General features: G+C 71.7%; 12 protein-coding genes. 3 read left to right on the forward strand and 9 right to left on the reverse strand.

The genetic code is table 11. The features are described from left to right. Positions 1-27: 27 nt before the first annotated feature. The 9 genes from C9F11_RS48620 to C9F11_RS13855 form a co-directional block, all read right to left on the reverse strand. Complete coding sequence (locus C9F11_RS48620) at positions 28-1,893, reverse strand: BTAD domain-containing putative transcriptional regulator (RefSeq protein ID WP_249401723.1); 1,866 nt, start codon at positions 1,891-1,893, stop codon at positions 28-30. 87 nt (positions 1,894-1,980) lie between these two features. Further along, a complete protein-coding gene (locus C9F11_RS13820) occupies positions 1,981-3,072 on the reverse strand; it encodes an HAD-IIIC family phosphatase (RefSeq protein WP_138959580.1) in 1,092 nt (363 codons plus the stop codon). Positions 3,073-3,099: 27 nt separating this feature from the next. Continuing rightward, positions 3,100-4,200 (reverse strand): acyl-CoA dehydrogenase family protein, encoded by a 1,101-nt coding sequence (locus C9F11_RS13825; protein ID WP_138959581.1) that lies wholly within the window; start codon positions 4,198-4,200, stop codon positions 3,100-3,102. Next, entirely contained in the window at positions 4,193-4,468 is a 276-nt protein-coding gene (locus C9F11_RS13830; RefSeq protein ID WP_138959582.1) for an acyl carrier protein, read from the reverse strand. The genes C9F11_RS13825 and C9F11_RS13830 overlap by 8 nt, the downstream gene beginning before the upstream one ends. A 14-nt stretch (positions 4,469-4,482) precedes the next feature. Further along, the gene (locus C9F11_RS13835) at positions 4,483-5,154 is read right to left on the reverse strand and encodes a class I SAM-dependent methyltransferase (RefSeq protein WP_138959583.1); all 672 of its coding nucleotides are present in this window, start codon (positions 5,152-5,154) and stop codon (positions 4,483-4,485) included. Continuing rightward, complete coding sequence (locus C9F11_RS13840) at positions 5,154-6,014, reverse strand: 3-hydroxyacyl-CoA dehydrogenase family protein (RefSeq protein WP_138959584.1); 861 nt, start codon at positions 6,012-6,014, stop codon at positions 5,154-5,156. The genes C9F11_RS13835 and C9F11_RS13840 overlap by 1 nt, the downstream gene beginning before the upstream one ends. A gap of 704 nt (positions 6,015-6,718) precedes the next feature. Then, entirely contained in the window at positions 6,719-7,702 is a 984-nt protein-coding gene (locus C9F11_RS13845; RefSeq protein ID WP_138959585.1) for a LuxR C-terminal-related transcriptional regulator, read from the reverse strand. 537 nt (positions 7,703-8,239) lie between these two features. Beyond that, complete coding sequence (locus C9F11_RS13850) at positions 8,240-8,854, reverse strand: flavin reductase family protein (RefSeq protein WP_138959586.1); 615 nt, start codon at positions 8,852-8,854, stop codon at positions 8,240-8,242. 262 nt (positions 8,855-9,116) lie between these two features. Then, on the reverse strand, positions 9,117-12,110 hold the full coding sequence (locus tag C9F11_RS13855; RefSeq protein ID WP_138959587.1) for a BTAD domain-containing putative transcriptional regulator: 2,994 nt from the start codon (positions 12,108-12,110) through the stop codon (positions 9,117-9,119). Positions 12,111-12,332: 222 nt separating this feature from the next. Between C9F11_RS13855 and C9F11_RS13860 the strand changes: the two genes are divergently transcribed. The 3 genes from C9F11_RS13860 (at position 12,333) to C9F11_RS13870 (ending at position 14,893) form a co-directional block, all read left to right on the forward strand. Further along, entirely contained in the window at positions 12,333-13,559 is a 1,227-nt protein-coding gene (locus C9F11_RS13860) for a sensor histidine kinase (protein ID WP_138959588.1), read from the forward strand. Between the two features lie 14 nt (positions 13,560-13,573). Then, positions 13,574-14,248: a response regulator transcription factor gene (locus C9F11_RS13865; RefSeq protein WP_138959589.1), complete on the forward strand. Its 675-nt coding sequence runs from the start codon at positions 13,574-13,576 to the stop codon at positions 14,246-14,248. 153 nt (positions 14,249-14,401) lie between these two features. Then, positions 14,402-14,893, forward strand: coding sequence for a hypothetical protein (locus C9F11_RS13870; protein ID WP_138959590.1), 492 nt, complete (start codon positions 14,402-14,404; stop codon positions 14,891-14,893). Positions 14,894-15,260: the final 367 nt, after the last annotated feature.

The raw sequence follows: 15,260 nt of genomic DNA on the forward strand, positions 1-15,260 counted from the left end.
CCCCGGAACCAACCGGCGGGCGCGTTCTCAACTGGCGACATGGCAGAGCCTCACCAGGCGGGGTGCCCGGGGCGCCTCGACGCGCGGTTCGACCGCCACCGGTTCGAGGGTCATCCGGCTGGCGTGCCGCTGCCCCGCGCCCCACCCCGGGCGCCTGCGGAACAGCTCGGAGCGGGCCGCGGCGACCACGAGCACCGGCAGCGGCTGCGGCGCGTCGAGGAGCTCCTCGACGAACTCCAGGACCGCGGTGTCGGCCCGGTGCAGATCGTCGGCGAACACCACCAGCGGACCGTGCTCGGCGAGCTTCGCCACGTTCGGCGTGCCCGCCCCCGCGGGGCCGAGCCGCACGGTCGCCGCGTTCTCCACGCGCCGCTCGAACGCCGCGAGCAGGGGCGACTTCCCGATGCCCGGCCCGCCGACGACCAGGACGAGATGCGGCCGCGAGCGGCGCCTGACCCGCTCCAGGAGGCTGTTGAGCACGCCGAGTTCGGGCTCGCGGTCGAAGACCTCCGCCCTGGCGAAGGAGTCGCGGTAGCGGCCCTTGACCGCCCAGCGCGGCCGGGTGCCGCCCTCCCGGCCGTACGCGATCGCCGCTCCGGTGAGTCTCCTGGTACGGCCGCACACCACGATCTCCGTGTCCTCGGCGGCCTGGAGCAGGGACTCGCTGTCCACGAGCAGCGCGCCGTTGACGGGCAGTGGCTCCCGGTCGGACCCGCCCGGGCGCGCCCGCATCTCGCCGGTCGCCACCGCGACGCGCAGCACGGGCCGCTCGCCGTCCGGTACGTCGAAGCAGATCCGCTGCCGCAGCGCCATCGCGGCCCGCACCGCGCGCTCGGCGGCCTGTGCGGCGCCCTCCTCGCGCGGCGTCGCGGCCCGGAACAGGGCGAGGGTGACGGAGCCGGTCGACCCGGCGACCACGCCGCCGAGCCGTCCCACCTCCTCGTGCACGATCCGCGCGGTGCGCTCCAGGGCCCGGCCGACGTCCCCGGCCCGGCCGCCGGTGGCGTAGTCGGCGCGGATCAGGACGGTGCTCACCCCGCTCCGGGCGACGGAGCGCTGCGCGGGGACGAGCTGGACCGGCCGGGCGACCGGGCGCTCGCGGGGCTCCGTCTCCTGCCCGAGGCCGGAGAGCACCACCGGTCGGGCGGGCACCGCGGGCGCCGCGATGGCCGGGTCGTGCACGAGGATCGCGTGCTGCAACAGGCGCAGCTCACGCCCGGGTTCGAGCCCGAACTGCTCGGCGAGCCGCACCCGCACCCGCCGGTAGGCGGCGAGGGCGTCGGCCTGCCGGCCGCCGCGGTAGAGCGCGAGCATCAGCTGGTGGCACGCCCGCTCCCGCAGCGGCTCGGCCTCGACCATGGCCTCCAGGTCGCTGAGGACGGCCTGGTGGCGGCCGCCCGCCAGCTCGGCCTCGTAGTAGTCCTCCATGACGTCGAGCCGCGCGTTCTCCAGGGCGGTGAGCTCCGCCCAGGAGTGCCCGGACTCGACGAGGTCGGCGAGGGCCCGCCCGCGCCACAGGGCGAGCGCCTCCCGCAGGGTGGCCGCGGCGGCGCCGGGGCGGGCGGCCGCCAGCTCCGCGCGGCCCACCCGGGCGAGGCGGTGGAAGCGGAACATGTCGACCTGTTCGGGGTCGACGTCGAGCCGGTAGCCGTGCGCGCACGTCAGCAGGGCGGGCGGCCGCGCGTCGCCGTGCGCGTGCTCGGCGAACGTGACGCGCAGGCCCCGCACGGCGTTCTGCAGGACCTTCCGCGCCGTCACGGGCGTCTCGTCGGTGCCCCACAGCCCGTCGAGGAGCTTGCTCGTCGCCACCTCCCGGTTGGCGTTGAGCAGCAGCAGGCCGAGCGTCGCCCGGCGGCGGTCGCCGCCGAGCGCGATCGGCTTCTCTTCGTCCATCAGTTGCAACGGGCCAAGTACCAAGAACTGCAAGACATCCCCCGTAGATCGTGCGTGTTCAGCGTGAGCCGTGCGTGCTGTCCCCGCCTACCGCCACTCCGCCTCGGCCCCGCCGACGAGCGGCTCGGGGGCGAGGACGCGCAGGGTGGTCGGCGGGTCCTGACGGACCGGCTCCAGATGCAGGCACTCGGTTCCCTCGGGCGCGGAGAACGCGGCGAGGCAGGCGCACTCGGCGGCGGCGAACCCCGCGAACCGGTAGGCGACCTCCATCATCCGGTTGCGCTCCGTACGCCTGAAGTCGGCGACGAGGTGTACCCCGGCGCGCGCGGCGGCGTCGGTGAGCCACCGGAGCAGCACCGCGCCCGCGCCGAACGACACGACCCGGCACGAGGTGGCGAGCAGCTTGATGCGCCAGGCGCCCGGCGTCTTCTCGATCAGCATGACCCCGACCGCGCCGTGCGGCCCGAAGCGGTCGGCCATGGAGACCACGAGGACCTCGTGGTCGGCGTCGGACAGCAGGGAGCGCAGCGCGGCGTCCGAGTAGTGCACGCCGGTCGCGTTCATCTGGCTGGTCCGCAGGGTCAGTTCCTCGACCCGGGTGATCTCCTCGTCCCTGGCCTTGCCGATCCGCATCACCAGGTCGAGCGAGCGCAGGAACTCCTCGTCGGCGCCCTGGTACTCCTCGCGTTGCTGGTCGCGCTGGAACCCGGCCTGGTACATCTCGCGGCGCCTGCGCGCGTCGACGGTGACGACCGCCGGGCTGAACTCCGGCAGGTCGAGCAGCTGGCCCGCCTGCTCGGCCGGGTAGCACCGCACCTCGGGCAGGTGGTAGGTGACCTCGGCGCGCTCGGTGGGCAGGTCGTCGATGAACGCGATCGTCTTCAGGGAGAAGTTGAGGCGCTCGGCGATGGAGCGCACGGACTCCGACTTGGGGCCCCAGCCGATGTGCGGAAGGACGAAGTACTCGGCGAGGCCGAGCTCCTCCAGCTTCGCCCACGCCTCGTCGTGGTCGTTGCGGCTCGACACGGCCTGCAGGACGCCCCGGGCGTCGAGCTCCGCCACGACCTTGCGGAGGGTGTCGTCGACCTCGACGTGGCCGTCCTCGACGAGTGTGCCCTGCCACAGGGTGTTGTCGAGATCCCAGACCAGGCACTTCACGATGGGTGGTGCTTCTGACATGTTCGCTCCCCCGTTCCGTGGGACCGTTCAGCCCGCCGCCGCGGCGGCGTGCTCGGCGAGTATGAGCTGGCAGATCTCGTTGCTGCCCTCGATGACTTCCATCAACTTGGCGTCCCGGAAGGCCCGTTCCACCACGTGTCCGCCCGCCGCTCCCGCGGAGGCGAGCACCTGTACCGCGGCGGCCGCGCCCCGGGCCGCGTTCGTGGCCGCGACGTGCTTGGCGAGGACCGAGGCGGGCACCTGCTCCGGCGAACCGGCGTCCCAGGCGGCGCTGGCCCGCTCGCAGGCGAGCGTCGCCGTCCGCTCGGCGGCGTACAGCTCGGCCAGGTGCCGGGCGACGAGCTGGTGCTGGAGCAGGGGCTTGCCGAACTGCTCGCGGGTCTTGGCGTGCCGGGCGACGGCCGCGAGACAGGCGCGCAGGATGCCGACGCACCCCCAGGCCACCGAGAGCCGGCCGTAGGTGAGCGCGATGGTGGTCAGCATGACGACCGGCTGGCCCGCCACGGCGAGCAGCTGCCCGGCGGGCAGCCGTACGTCGTCGAGCTGGACGGTGGCGTGTCCGGCCGCGCGGCAGCCCAGCGGTTCGGGCACCCGCGTCACCTGGACCCCGGGGGCCGTGGCGGGCACCACGGCGGCGGCTCCGCCGCCCTCGTAGCGGCCGAAGACGATGATCAGGTCCGCGTACCCGGCGACCGTGATCCACGTCTTGGTGCCGCTGACGACGATGTCATCGCCGTCGCGGCGGATCTCGGTGCTCATCGCGGCGAGGTCGCTGCCCGCGCCGGGCTCGCTGAACGCCACCGCGGCGAGCTCGCCGCCGGTGAGGCGGCCGATGTACTCGGCGCGCTGGGCCTTGTCACCGAACCGCTGGAGCGTCCACGCGGCCATGCCCTGCGAGGTCATCACCGACCGCAGCGAGCTGCACAGCGCCCCGGTGTGCGCGGTGAGTTCGGCGTTGTCCAGGCCGGACAGGCCGAGCCCGCCGAACTCCGGCTTCGCCTCGGCGCACAGCACACCCTTGGCGCCGAGGCCGCGCAGCACGCCGATCGGGATCTCGCCCGTCACGTCCCACTCGCTCGCGGCGTCGCCGACCGTCTCGGTCACCAGCGCCGTCAGGGCGTCAAGCACCGGTGCCCCCGCCGCGCAGCCGGGTCACGAGCGCGCTCATGGTCCGCAGGGTGCGGAAGTTGTCCAGGGCGAGGTCGGGGCCCTCGACCTCGACGTCGAAGGTGCTCTCCACGAACACCACGAGTTCCATGGCGAAGAGCGAGGAGACCGCGCCCGAGGCGAACAGGTCCACCTCCGGCTCCCAGGTCAGCTTGGTCTTGGCCTCAAGGAACGCGCCGATCTGCTGCTCGATGGCGGCGACGGGCAGTTCCGTTGTCGAGTCCGTCATGGGAAGTCCCTTTCTCACTGCGCCTTGTTCTTGCGTGCCAATGTGATGCCGTCGGCCATGGGGAGCAGCGAGAGCTCCACCCGGCTGTCGGCGTGGAGTGCGGTGTTGAGCTCGCGGATGGCCTCGGTGTCGGCGTCGTGCGCCTCGGGGTCCGCGACCCGCCCGAAGTAGAGGGTGTTGTCGAGCACGACGAGGCCGCCGGGCCGCAGATGGGTCAGCGCCTCTTCGTAGTAGCGGGCGTAGCCGGTCTTGTCGGCGTCGATGAAGACCAGGTCGAAGGTCTCGGGGCCGTGCTCGGCGAGCAGCGCCGCCATGGATTCGGCGCCGTCACCGAGGCGCAGTTCGATGCGGTCGGCGACCCCGGCGCGCTCCCAGTACCGCCGGGCGATCTTCGTCCAGCGCGCGCTGATGTCGCAGGTGACGATGGACCCGCCGGCGGGCAGCGCCCGCGCCATGCACAGCGTGCTGTACCCGGTGAACGTGCCGACCTCCAGGACCCGGGAGGCGCCGGTCAGACCGACGAGGAGGGCGAGCAGCTGCCCTTCCTCGGGCATGGTCACCATGGCGTTCAGGGACGGCATGAACGCCGTCTCGTTGACGAGGTCGCGCAGGATCTCGTCGTCGCGCAGGGACACCGAGCGCACGTAGTCGAGGACGCTCTCGTCCAGCTCCACCTGGCCGGCCATCAGCGGACCTCGTACTCGTAGAAGCCGCGCCCGGTCTTGCGGCCGTGGTGGCCTTCGGCGACCTTGCGCAGGAGCAGCTCGCTGGGGCGGCAGCCCTCGTCCCCGGTGCGCTCGTGCAGCACCCACAGGGAGTCGACGAGGTTGTCGATGCCGATCAGGTCGGCGGTCCGCAGCGGGCCCGTGGGGTGTCCGAGGCAGCCCTCCATCAGGGCGTCGACGTCCTCGGCCGTGGCCCGGCCCTCCTCGACGACGTTCGCCGCGTCGTTGATCATGCGGTGCAGGACCCGGCTGGTGACGAAGCCGGGGCCGTCGCCGACCACGATGCCCTTGCGGCCCAGGACGGCCAGGAGTTCCCGGACGGCCGTCATCGTCCGCTCCGACGTGCGCGGGCCGCGCACGACCTCGAGGGTCCCGATCAGGTACGGGGGGTTCATGAAGTGGATGCCGGCCAGGTCCTCGGGGGCCGGAACCTGGCCGGCGAGCTCGTCGACCGGGATGGACGAGGTGTTGGTGACCCGCAGCGTGCCGGGGGCGACCGCGGCGGCGATCTCCCGGTGCACCTTGGTCTTCAGCTCGGCGACCTCGGTGATCGCCTCGATCACCCAGGTCGCGTCCGCCGCGGCGGCCACGGAGTCGGCGAGCTCCAGCTCACCGGCGGGGCCGCTCCTCGGCAGGGCGCCCATCATCTGCGCGAGCCGCAGCTCGTCGCGGAGCCGGCGCCGTGCCGTGCCCAGGCGCTCCTGGTCCACGTCCACGAGCGTCACCGGTACGCCGCGGCCGACGGCCAGCGTCGCGATGCCGATGCCCATCACGCCCGCGCCGAAGACCGCGAGCCGCTGCTCTCCCCCGTTGCCGGTCATCGTCCGACCACACCCGTCCGTTCCCGAGCGGCCGGGGGGTTTCCCGGCCCCCGACCGGCGCCACACACGACAGACCCGCTCATTGAGCACACCTCAGCTTTACGTCCGACAAGGATTTTCCGGAAGAAAATAGCCGAATTCAGAGAATCGCGCTTGATGTATGCGAACACGAAAATGGATCGCCAGGCCGGTCAAGCCGCATGTGCGGCGCCGACGATAAAGACCTCGCCACCGAGGACTTTACGATACTCGACCCAAAGGAAGTAACCAAGAAATATTAAACATTCGCATGGGTCGCGCGCCACGAAACTCGTGTGCACCGCCCTATGCGCAGATTACCCCGCCGCGATGACTTCGGAGGCACAACATGTACTGCCCCGACCGGTCTGCGAAACGAGGAATGAATAGATGGACGCGGCCCCCTTGGTGTTCAGCGAACAACTCCGCGGTTGCACTGTTGCAACGGCCCACAGTGTCTGACATAACGCACGGCGGCTCCACCCCACAGCCCGCTCATCAAGCTGCACTTCCACTTGAGGAACCTCCCCCACCCCCCGCCCGACCTGGGCACACCTCGGCCCCGGGGCAGGGCGGCCCACCGGACGCGGCGGGCGCGGGCCAAGGCCCCGGGGCAGCGCGCGGCCGCCCGGCGTCCGGCTGTGTTGCGTAAGGCCGGGCGCCGTGCGGCTTCCTCGGGTCGCGCTTTACACGTCCTCCTCCAGGTTCGCCTCCTTCACGAGGTAGCCGAACTGGAAGCGGCTTGTCGCGCCGAACATCTGCATGACCTGACCGATGTGTTTGCGGCAGGTGCGCACGGATACGCCGAGGCGCCGGGCGATGGCTTCGTCCTTGGCGCCGGAGATCAACATCTTGACGATCTCCTTTTTCATGTCACCGCCGATGACATCGATTTCCGCCCGCCGGGTGTCGAACTCCTTCGCGGTCGCCCAGACGTGCTCGAAACAGGAGTGGAGGAAGTCGATGAGCGAGCGCTCCTGGATGACGACGGCACCGCCGTCCTCGCCGCTCGCCGGTATGTACGCCGCGGTGCGGTCGAAGATGACTATCTTGCCGAACAGCGCGCCGGCCGTCCGTATCTCGGCGCCGGACTCGATCAGCTTCCCCGCGTGCTCGCGGGTCGGTGTGTCGAACCTGGCGGCGTGCTGGTAGAGGACTCGCAGACGCACCCCCCGCTTGAGCGCCTGAAAATCGTTGTTCTGCGACTCGACCAGGTCGTCGGCGGGCCAGCCGCTGCCGGGCTGCATGCAGACGACTTCCTGGGAACTGTTCGCGGCCGCCTCCGAGAGCAGCAGTCGGACCGTCTCGGGGACTTTCACAATATCGAACGAGTTTGTATATTGACTACCGAACTTGCTCGACCGGAAGAGCAGCGAGAGCCGCGCGAGGTCGTTTCTGAGCTGGCCCACGGCCAGCTTGCGTTCGAGCAGGTCGAGCTCGCCCTGGTTCAGGAGCTGCGAAGAGGCGATGCCCGGGTCCGTGGGAATGAACCAGGCGTCCCGGTCCCGGGACGGCTGAATGAGCTGGAGCTCCAGGAGCTTGGCGACGATCTCCTCACTCTCGGCAGGACGGAATCCCAGCTCATGGGCGACGTCATCGACGGCGAAGCCGTCCCTGTCTAAACTCCATTCATAAACTTCAAAAACTCCAGCAACCGGCTTGGGAAACAAAGGCGCTCCAAGTTCACTAAGTATCCCCTCCAATTCCCCCAGGATGGGATAATCTGCCCGAGCGGTGTTCGATGTTTCTACCAATACGCCAATGTATAGGACTCACCCCCGATGAGCCAGGTGCCATTAGCCGTGGTTGCTGTGGTAAGTCTGGTTTATTCGCTTCTCTGCCCCGATGGGCGACACGCGAAAAGAAGAATCGTTTCTGCGGAGCTCGCCGCACGTCCGCCCCGACGACCGGGGAGACCTGGAAGTGCGCGGCAAAGAGTGCCGAACGCGATATTCCGCTCTTCTATCCGAAACCACTGACCTGCGGAAAGGCGCGGCGATCGCGCGTCACACGGGGTCACGTCCGGGCAGTGGACACGGGGGCGCCGATCGCGGGCGGCCATGCCGCCCCGCCACCATGGCACAGTTATCCGGACCAATGAATTCCGGGGGTCCGCATTGCCGGACAGTCCAGAATCTGGACAGCGCATACCCCTGCCCGGTTCCGCGGCCGAAGCCCCGGTACGGGACGCCGGCGGCCTGCGCCCCTTATCCGTGCGCGTATCCGTACGCGTATCCCTGCGCGTATCCGTACGCGCCCGGCGCGGCCGGTGGTACGCGACGGCTGCCGCCGACCGTCTGCCGGGGCAGTGCGGCCACCGCGGAAAGCGGTTCCACGCTCTCGTAGAACGATCCGAACTTTCCGCGGTGGAACACCAGCGGCGCGGGCTCGTCCGGGTTCACGCGCAACGCGGTCACCCTGGCGATGATGATGACGTGGTCCCCGGCATCGTGCTCGACCTCGATGACACAGGACATCCAGGCGACGGCACCGCCCAATTCAGGGCCGACGGGCGAATCGGTCCACGGAACACCGGCGAACCGGTCGATGTCCTTGATAGAGAACTGCCGACACAGCTCCCCTTGGTCGCCGCCCAGGATATTGACGCAGAATCTGCCGCTCCGCCGGAAGTCGACCAGGGTCGCCGACGCTTTCCCGGCGCAGAACATGACCAGCGGAGGATTCAGCGAAACCGACATGAAGGAGTTGCAGGCCATGCCCACCGGCTCGCCGAACTCCCCGGTGCTGGTGATGACCGTAACCCCGGTCGGCAGATAGCCGAGGGTCCGCCGGAACTCCGTCGCGTCGAACGGGGCAACCATAATCGACTCCTCGACTAGCCAACTCCTCGATATATCGAAAGTATATGGAGCCCGGAGATCCCCATGTTGGGACGAGTCACCAAGACCGTCGACCGGATTTGGCCTTCGAACGCAGTCGGCCGGGGCCGGGGCGCGGTACGCCGAGCCCGTCGAGGACGATGCCGACGGCCCGGCCGAACGCCTCGCCCTCGCCGGGGTCCTGGCCGTCACCGGGCTCCAGCGCCCGGGCGGTCAGCTGGGGAACCCGCGCCGTCCCCGTCCGCTACGCCGGGTCCATGGAGGCCAGGACGCCGGAGATGTGGTCGACGTCCCGCGTCATGTCCAGGCTGGTGTAGGCGGCGAGGGCGGAGTGGAGGTGGGGGCGGGCCGCCGCTTCCCTGCCGACGCCGGCGAGGGCCTTGCCCATGGCCTGGTGGGCGCGGGCCGTCATCACGTCGTCGCCGCACAACGAGGCGCCGTCCACGGCTGCTTCGGCGTGGTCGAGCGCACACCGCAGCAGTGCGTCCCGAGGGCCCGAGGCGGCGGCCAGGTACGCCTCGGCGGCCCGGTAGTGGCACAGCGTCTCGATCATGGTGCGGTCGAACTTGCGGGCGAGGGCCGCTGTCCGTTCGTAGACGTCGGCCGCCTCCACGGGCCGCTCTCCGTGGAGATGCGCGAGTCCGGCGAGGACCAGGGCGGCGATCTGCCCGTCGCGGTTCCCGGCCTGCTCGAACCAGTCCGCCGCTTCGAGTGACCGGGCCGCGATGGTGCCGAGGTCCGTCTCCCGGTCGGGGTCGAACGCCTCGATCTGGAGCGCGGTGATGTGCTGCTGGTGCACGAGGGCCTCGTGGCCGGTCAGGCGTGCCGCCTCGATGCTCAGCCGGGCGTGGTGGCGTGCGGCACGGTAGTCCCTGAGGCGGATCAGGATGTCCGACACCCCCTCGTGGCTGTGGCTGAGGAGATGGTGCGTCCGCGGGTCGTCCGCCGGACCGCCGTCGGCGTAGCGGACCGCTTCCTGGAACGCCGCGAGGGAGGCGTCGTGCTGCGGCCCGCCGAAGCGGAGGGAACCCAGTGCGCAGCAGGCCGCGCCGTGGACGAGGTCGTCGGAGTAGGCCCGGCCGCCGGGTGCCGTCGCGACGGCCAGTGGCTCGGCGGCTTCGAGGAGGGCCGCCATGGGCACGGCGTCCGTCCAGCAGCTGAGCAGGCTCAGCAGGGCCACGCTGTGGGCGGCGGCGTGCCGGTCGCCCTCGGCCGCCACCTGGACGGACAGGGTCACCAGGGCGGGCAGGTGCGCGCGTATCCAGGCCACCGCGGTCGCGTTGTCGACGATGTCGGGGGCACCGGGGCTCGCGGTGGGGACGTCACCGTCGGGACCGAGGTACGGGACGACGCCCGAGGCCGCGAGCCTGAGGGCGGTCCGGACGCTGGCGTGGCAGAAGTCCGCGGTGCGGGTGAGGGCGGCGATGCGTTCCCCGTCGGCGAGCCGGTGGACCGCCTTGGTGCGGGCGTAGGCGACGACCAGGTCGTGGAAGGCGTACTGGCCCGGCTCCGGCGAGGTCAGCAGCGCGGTGTCGACCAGTTCCTCAAGGACCGTCTCGGCCCGCTCCTCCGGGAGGTCGAGCACCGTGGCCGCGGCGGCCAGGCTCCAGTCGTGCACCTTCGGGACCGCCAGCGTGACGAAGGCGGCGGCCTGCTCCGCGGTGAGCTGGCCGAAGGAGAGCTCGAAGGCCCGGTCGACGCTCAGGTCCCCGGTGCGCAGCTCGCCGAGGAGCCGGTCCTCGCTGGACAGCCGCTCGACCATGGACCGCACGCTCCAGCGGGGGCGCTGGGCGAGCCGGGTCGCCATGATGCGCAGGGCCAGCGGCAGGTGCCCGCAGGCCGCCGCGAGGGCGGCCACGTCGGCCGGTTCGGCCCGGGCCCGCCGCTCGCCGATGATCGCCGTGATGAGCCCCTGGGCCTCGCTCTGTTCCATCCCGTCCAGGACGACCGCCGTGCTCACCGCGGTGGTCACGCGGGTGCGGGAGGTGATGAGGGCCGCGCTGCCGGGGGCGGGCGGGAGCAGCGGGGTGAGCTGGGTGGCGTCGGCCGCGTCGTCCAGTACGACGAGGATCCTCTTGTCGGCCGTGACGGTGCGGTACAGCGCGGCCCGCTCCCGCGTGCCCTCGGGCAGCCGTTCCGGGGCGACGCCGAGCGCGAGCAGGAAGTCGGCCAGGATGTCGCCGGGCTTGGCGGGCGCGTCGGAGGCTCCGTGCAGGGCGGCCCAGAGCCGTCCGTCGGGGAAGTCCTCCGCGACGGCGTGCGCGACCAGGGTGGCCAGCGTGCTCTTCCCCTCGCCGCCCATGCCGGTGATGAGCCCCACCGCGTGGTCGGTCGTACGGAGCGTCCCGGACAGGTGCGTGACGTGTTCGTGGCGTCCGGTGGCGTCCGCCGGGGGCGCGGGAAGCTGGTGCGGCACGATCTTCGGTGCGGTGAGCGGCGGGAGGGGTGCGGGCGTGGGCGGTGGGGCGGGTGCGGGGTCGGGAGGCCGGGGTGCGGCGTACGGGGGGCCCGGGTCGTCGCCGCGCAGGATGGCGTCGTGGACCTGGGTCAGTTCCTGCCCGGGGTCGATGCCCAGTTCCTCGGTGAGGGTGCGGCGCACCCGGCGGTAGGCCTGGAGTGCCTCGGCCTGGCGCCCGCAGCGCAGCAGCGCGCGCATGTGGGTGGCGTGCAGGTGCTCCGCGTAGGGGTGGTCGGCGCAGGCGTCGGCGAGGTCCGAGAGGATCTCGGCGTGCTGCCCCAGGTCCAGTCGCCGGTCGAACCAGCGCTGGCGGACGGCCTCGCGCAGCACGGTCAGGGACTCGCGCTGGCGGGCACACCACGGACCGGGCAGCCCGGCAAGGGCGATCCGCCCGGACCACAGGTCGAGGGCGGCGGCCAGCCGTGCCGCTTCCGCTCGCGGGTCGTCCAGGGCCGGTGCGCCCGCCGCCCGGAGGAAGGCGGTCGCGTCCACGTCGGCGGGGTCGGCGTCAAGGAGATAGCCCGCCGGGGTACGGACGATCAACGACGGCACCAGCGCCTTGCGGAGCCTCAGCACGTAGTTGGCGATCACGTTGGTGGCGCTGGCGGGCGGCGACGCGTCGTACAGGCCGTCGATGATCTCTTCCACGCCGACCGGTGTGCCGGCCCGCAGGGCCAGAGCGGCGAGTACCGCCATCTGCTGCGGTGACATCATCAGGGCCTGGCCGCCGTCGCGCGCCACGGCAGGCGGCCCGAGCAGCACAAACCGGTATGTGTCCATGGTTCCCCCTGAAACGACCGCGCGTCCGGCCCCCCGCCGGTTGGCGCATCTTAAGTCACCGCAAGACGGGCAGCAGCGTGGCTTCGGGGCGTGGCGGGGCGGGAAATTCCGCTGGGGCACCGCCGCGCGGGACGGGCCGGCAAGGGAAGTCCGTCGCAGGTTGACGGCGACTCAACCGCGGGGCTGACGACAGGCGTGGCGCGCGGGCCTACCATCCCCCCGATGCAGGTGAGATCAGTGCGGTCCGCGCCCGTTCAGCGGATCGTCTACGCGGCGCTCGCCGCCGGGCTCGCGGTGAGCGGAAGCGTCGCGGGGCACGAGTACCACCCCGAGGGGTGGGCGCCGTTCGACGCGTGGGCGTACCTGCTCACCTGTCTGGTCGCGCTGCCCCTCGCGTGGTGCCGCTCGGCGCCCGTGGTGGCCCTCGCCGTGTCCTGCGCGGCGTACACCGGCTATCTCGCGCTCGACCACCAGCCCTCGCTGAACTGGTGGGCCCCGATGATCGCCCTGGTGAGCGTGGCCGCGACGCGCGCGCCACGCGTGTCGCTCGCCTCGGCCGCGCTGACCGGCGCGGTGATCCTGTACAACGGCGTGTGCGGGCGCCTTCCCGCGATCCTCGTCCTCGCCCAGGGGCTCCTCATCCCGGCGATCGCCCTGGCCTTCGGGCACGCGATGCGCCTGATCACCCAGCGCAACCTCGAACTGCGGCGGCTGAGCGCACAGTTGGCGAACGAGCAGGCGGCGCACGCGCGCACCGCCGTCCTCGGCGAGCGGGTCCGCATCGCCCGCGAACTGCACGACGTCGTCGCCCACCACCTGTCGGCCATATCCGTGCAGGCCGGGCTGGCCGCGTACGTCTTCCACTCCGACGGCGCGACGGCCCGGTCGGCCCTGTCCGCCGTGGCGGACTCCAGCCGGGAGGCCCTGGACGAGCTGCGGCGCCTGTTGTCGATGCTGCGCGTGGACGACGTCGGAGACGAGCAGGGGGACGGCGCGCCGCGGCACGCTCCGCCCGGGCTCAGCCGGGTCGGCGAGCTCGCCGAACGGCTCGGGGCGGCCAACGTCAGCGTCACCGTCCGTACCCGGGGCACCGTGCGGAAGCTGGCCCTGGGCCCGGACCTGTGCGCGTACCGCGTCGTCCAGGAGGCCTTGACCAACGTGGTCAAGCACGCGGCGCCCACCAGCGCGTACGTGCACATCACCTATGGGGCGGACCAGGTGACGGTCGTCGTGCGCGACGATGGCAGGGCGCCCGGCGACAGCCACGGACCGGCCATATCGGCGCCGGAGAGCGGGTACGGCTTGATCGGGATGCGGGAACGGGCCAACCTCTGTGGGGGTTCGCTGTCCGCCGGGCCGCGGCGTGACGGGGGGTACGAGGTCCGGCTCACCCTTCCGACCGGCGCCGCGACGCCGGTGCCTGACGCACCGGACGGCAGCGAAGCGTAAGGGGGAGCTCGTACATGACCAGTGTTCTCGTCGTCGACGACCAAGACCTGATCCGGGCGGGGGTGGCCGCGCTGGTGCGCGCCACGCCCGGCTTCACATCCGTCACGGAGGCCGCGGACGGCGAAGAGGCCGTGTCCCTGGCCGAGCGGCACCGGCCCGACGTGGTGCTCATGGACGTCCGGCTGCCCGGCATCAGCGGCCTCACCGCGGCGGAGCGCATCCTCGCCCTGGACCTCGCTCCGCCGCCGCGCGTCGTCGTCCTCACCACGTTCGACGTGGACGAGTACGTGTACGACGCGCTGCGCGTAGGCGCCTGCGGCTACCTCCTCAAGGACACCCCGCCGGAGCGGCTGCTCGGCGCCATCGCCACCATCGCCGGTGGTGACGCGCTGTTCGCGCCGACGGTCATGCGCCGCCTCATCGAGGCGTACACGCCCCGCCCGGGTGCCGCGCTGCGCCGGCCCGAGCAGCTGGCCGAGCTGACCGCGCGCGAACTCGACGTCCTCACCCTGGTGGCGCGCGGGCTCACCAATGACGCGATCGCCGCCGAACTCTTCCTCAGCGAAGGCACGGTGAAGACGCATCTGCACCGCATCATGTCCAAGCTGGACCTCAAGAGCCGCGCCCAGGCCGTGGTCGTCGCCTACGAGAGCGGGCTCGTGGTGCCGGGGTCCGCGCCGGGAGCCTGAACCGGCCGGCTGCCGCCCAGGTTTACCCCGGTTACGTGCTCGGTTGACGAGCAAGGTCTAACGAGCGCCTGACGCGCGCCCCGAGGCCCTCCCCCTAGGTTCTCGTGTCGAGCACACCACCGGAGAACAACCGGATAACAAGGGGGAATCACCATGCGCACAGCACACGCGTTGACGGGCCTCGCCCTGGGCGCCACGCTCGCCCTCGGAGGCACGGCCGTGACGGCCCAGGCCGCCACGGGCGCCGAGAGCCGCGGCGCCGCCCTGGCCGTGTCGGACCCGGGAACGACCTACCAGAGCGGCGGATGGTGCCACTACAGCAACTGGGGCGGCAGCTTCTACTGCGACAGCCAGCTCAAGCACAAGCTGCCCAACGGGCAGTGGCAGGTCTTCGTCATCGGCACGAACAAGCAGGCGTACACGAAGTGGGGCTCGGGAACCGGAACGAGCGGCTGGACCTCGCTCGGAGGGCAGTGCACCCAGCCCGGCAACCACTCCATCGACATGGCCTGGGCCAACGGCTGGAACTTCGCGATCACTTGTAAGGGGACCGACGGAAGGGCCTGGTACAAGGAGCGGTTCAACGGCGGCAACACCGGCGGCGCCCCCGGGCACTGGAGCAACTGGCGCCTGAACAAGTACTGAGCCATCCAGCGCGGTTCCTGACAGCGCGGCGCACGCTCTGCCGACGCGTCGTCCGGTTCCGCGGTGCGCAGGCCCGGCGCGAGCGCGCGAGGGGCCTGCGCACCAACGGGGAAGGCGAGCCCGGCCGCGCCACGCGGCCGGGCTCGCGCCTGCCGCCGACGCCATCGCCGGAACGGACGAGGCCCGCGCGGGCTGCCACGCCGCCACCGTCCTGCTCCCCCTCCTCGGGGGCGCCCTCATGGGCGCGGTCTTCACCGCCACCTGCTTCCTGGAGAGAAAACGCCAGCAGAGGCTGTCCGGAGACCACTGACCTCGCTGGAGAGTCGCTGCGGAGTCGCATGCATCCACCGGTCCACCTGATGCGACC

This window comes from Streptomyces sp. YIM 121038 (genome assembly GCF_006088715.1).
GTDB lineage: Bacteria > Actinomycetota > Actinomycetes > Streptomycetales > Streptomycetaceae > Streptomyces.

Coding starts and splice junctions, on each gene's coding strand:
- C9F11_RS13820 (WP_138959580.1), bottom strand. CDS start 3,072: ATGTCAGAAGCACCACCCATCGTGAAGTGCCTGGTCTGGGATCTCGAC.
- C9F11_RS48620 (WP_249401723.1), bottom strand. CDS start 1,893: ATGGACGAAGAGAAGCCGATCGCGCTCGGCGGCGACCGCCGCCGGGCG.
- C9F11_RS13860 (WP_138959588.1), top strand. CDS start 12,333: ATGCAGGTGAGATCAGTGCGGTCCGCGCCCGTTCAGCGGATCGTCTAC.
- C9F11_RS13840 (WP_138959584.1), bottom strand. CDS start 6,014: ATGACCGGCAACGGGGGAGAGCAGCGGCTCGCGGTCTTCGGCGCGGGC.
- C9F11_RS13830 (WP_138959582.1), bottom strand. CDS start 4,468: ATGACGGACTCGACAACGGAACTGCCCGTCGCCGCCATCGAGCAGCAG.
- C9F11_RS13865 (WP_138959589.1), top strand. CDS start 13,574: ATGACCAGTGTTCTCGTCGTCGACGACCAAGACCTGATCCGGGCGGGG.
- C9F11_RS13855 (WP_138959587.1), bottom strand. CDS start 12,110: ATGGACACATACCGGTTTGTGCTGCTCGGGCCGCCTGCCGTGGCGCGC.
- C9F11_RS13835 (WP_138959583.1), bottom strand. CDS start 5,154: ATGGCCGGCCAGGTGGAGCTGGACGAGAGCGTCCTCGACTACGTGCGC.
- C9F11_RS13870 (WP_138959590.1), top strand. CDS start 14,402: ATGCGCACAGCACACGCGTTGACGGGCCTCGCCCTGGGCGCCACGCTC.
- C9F11_RS13850 (WP_138959586.1), bottom strand. CDS start 8,854: ATGGTTGCCCCGTTCGACGCGACGGAGTTCCGGCGGACCCTCGGCTAT.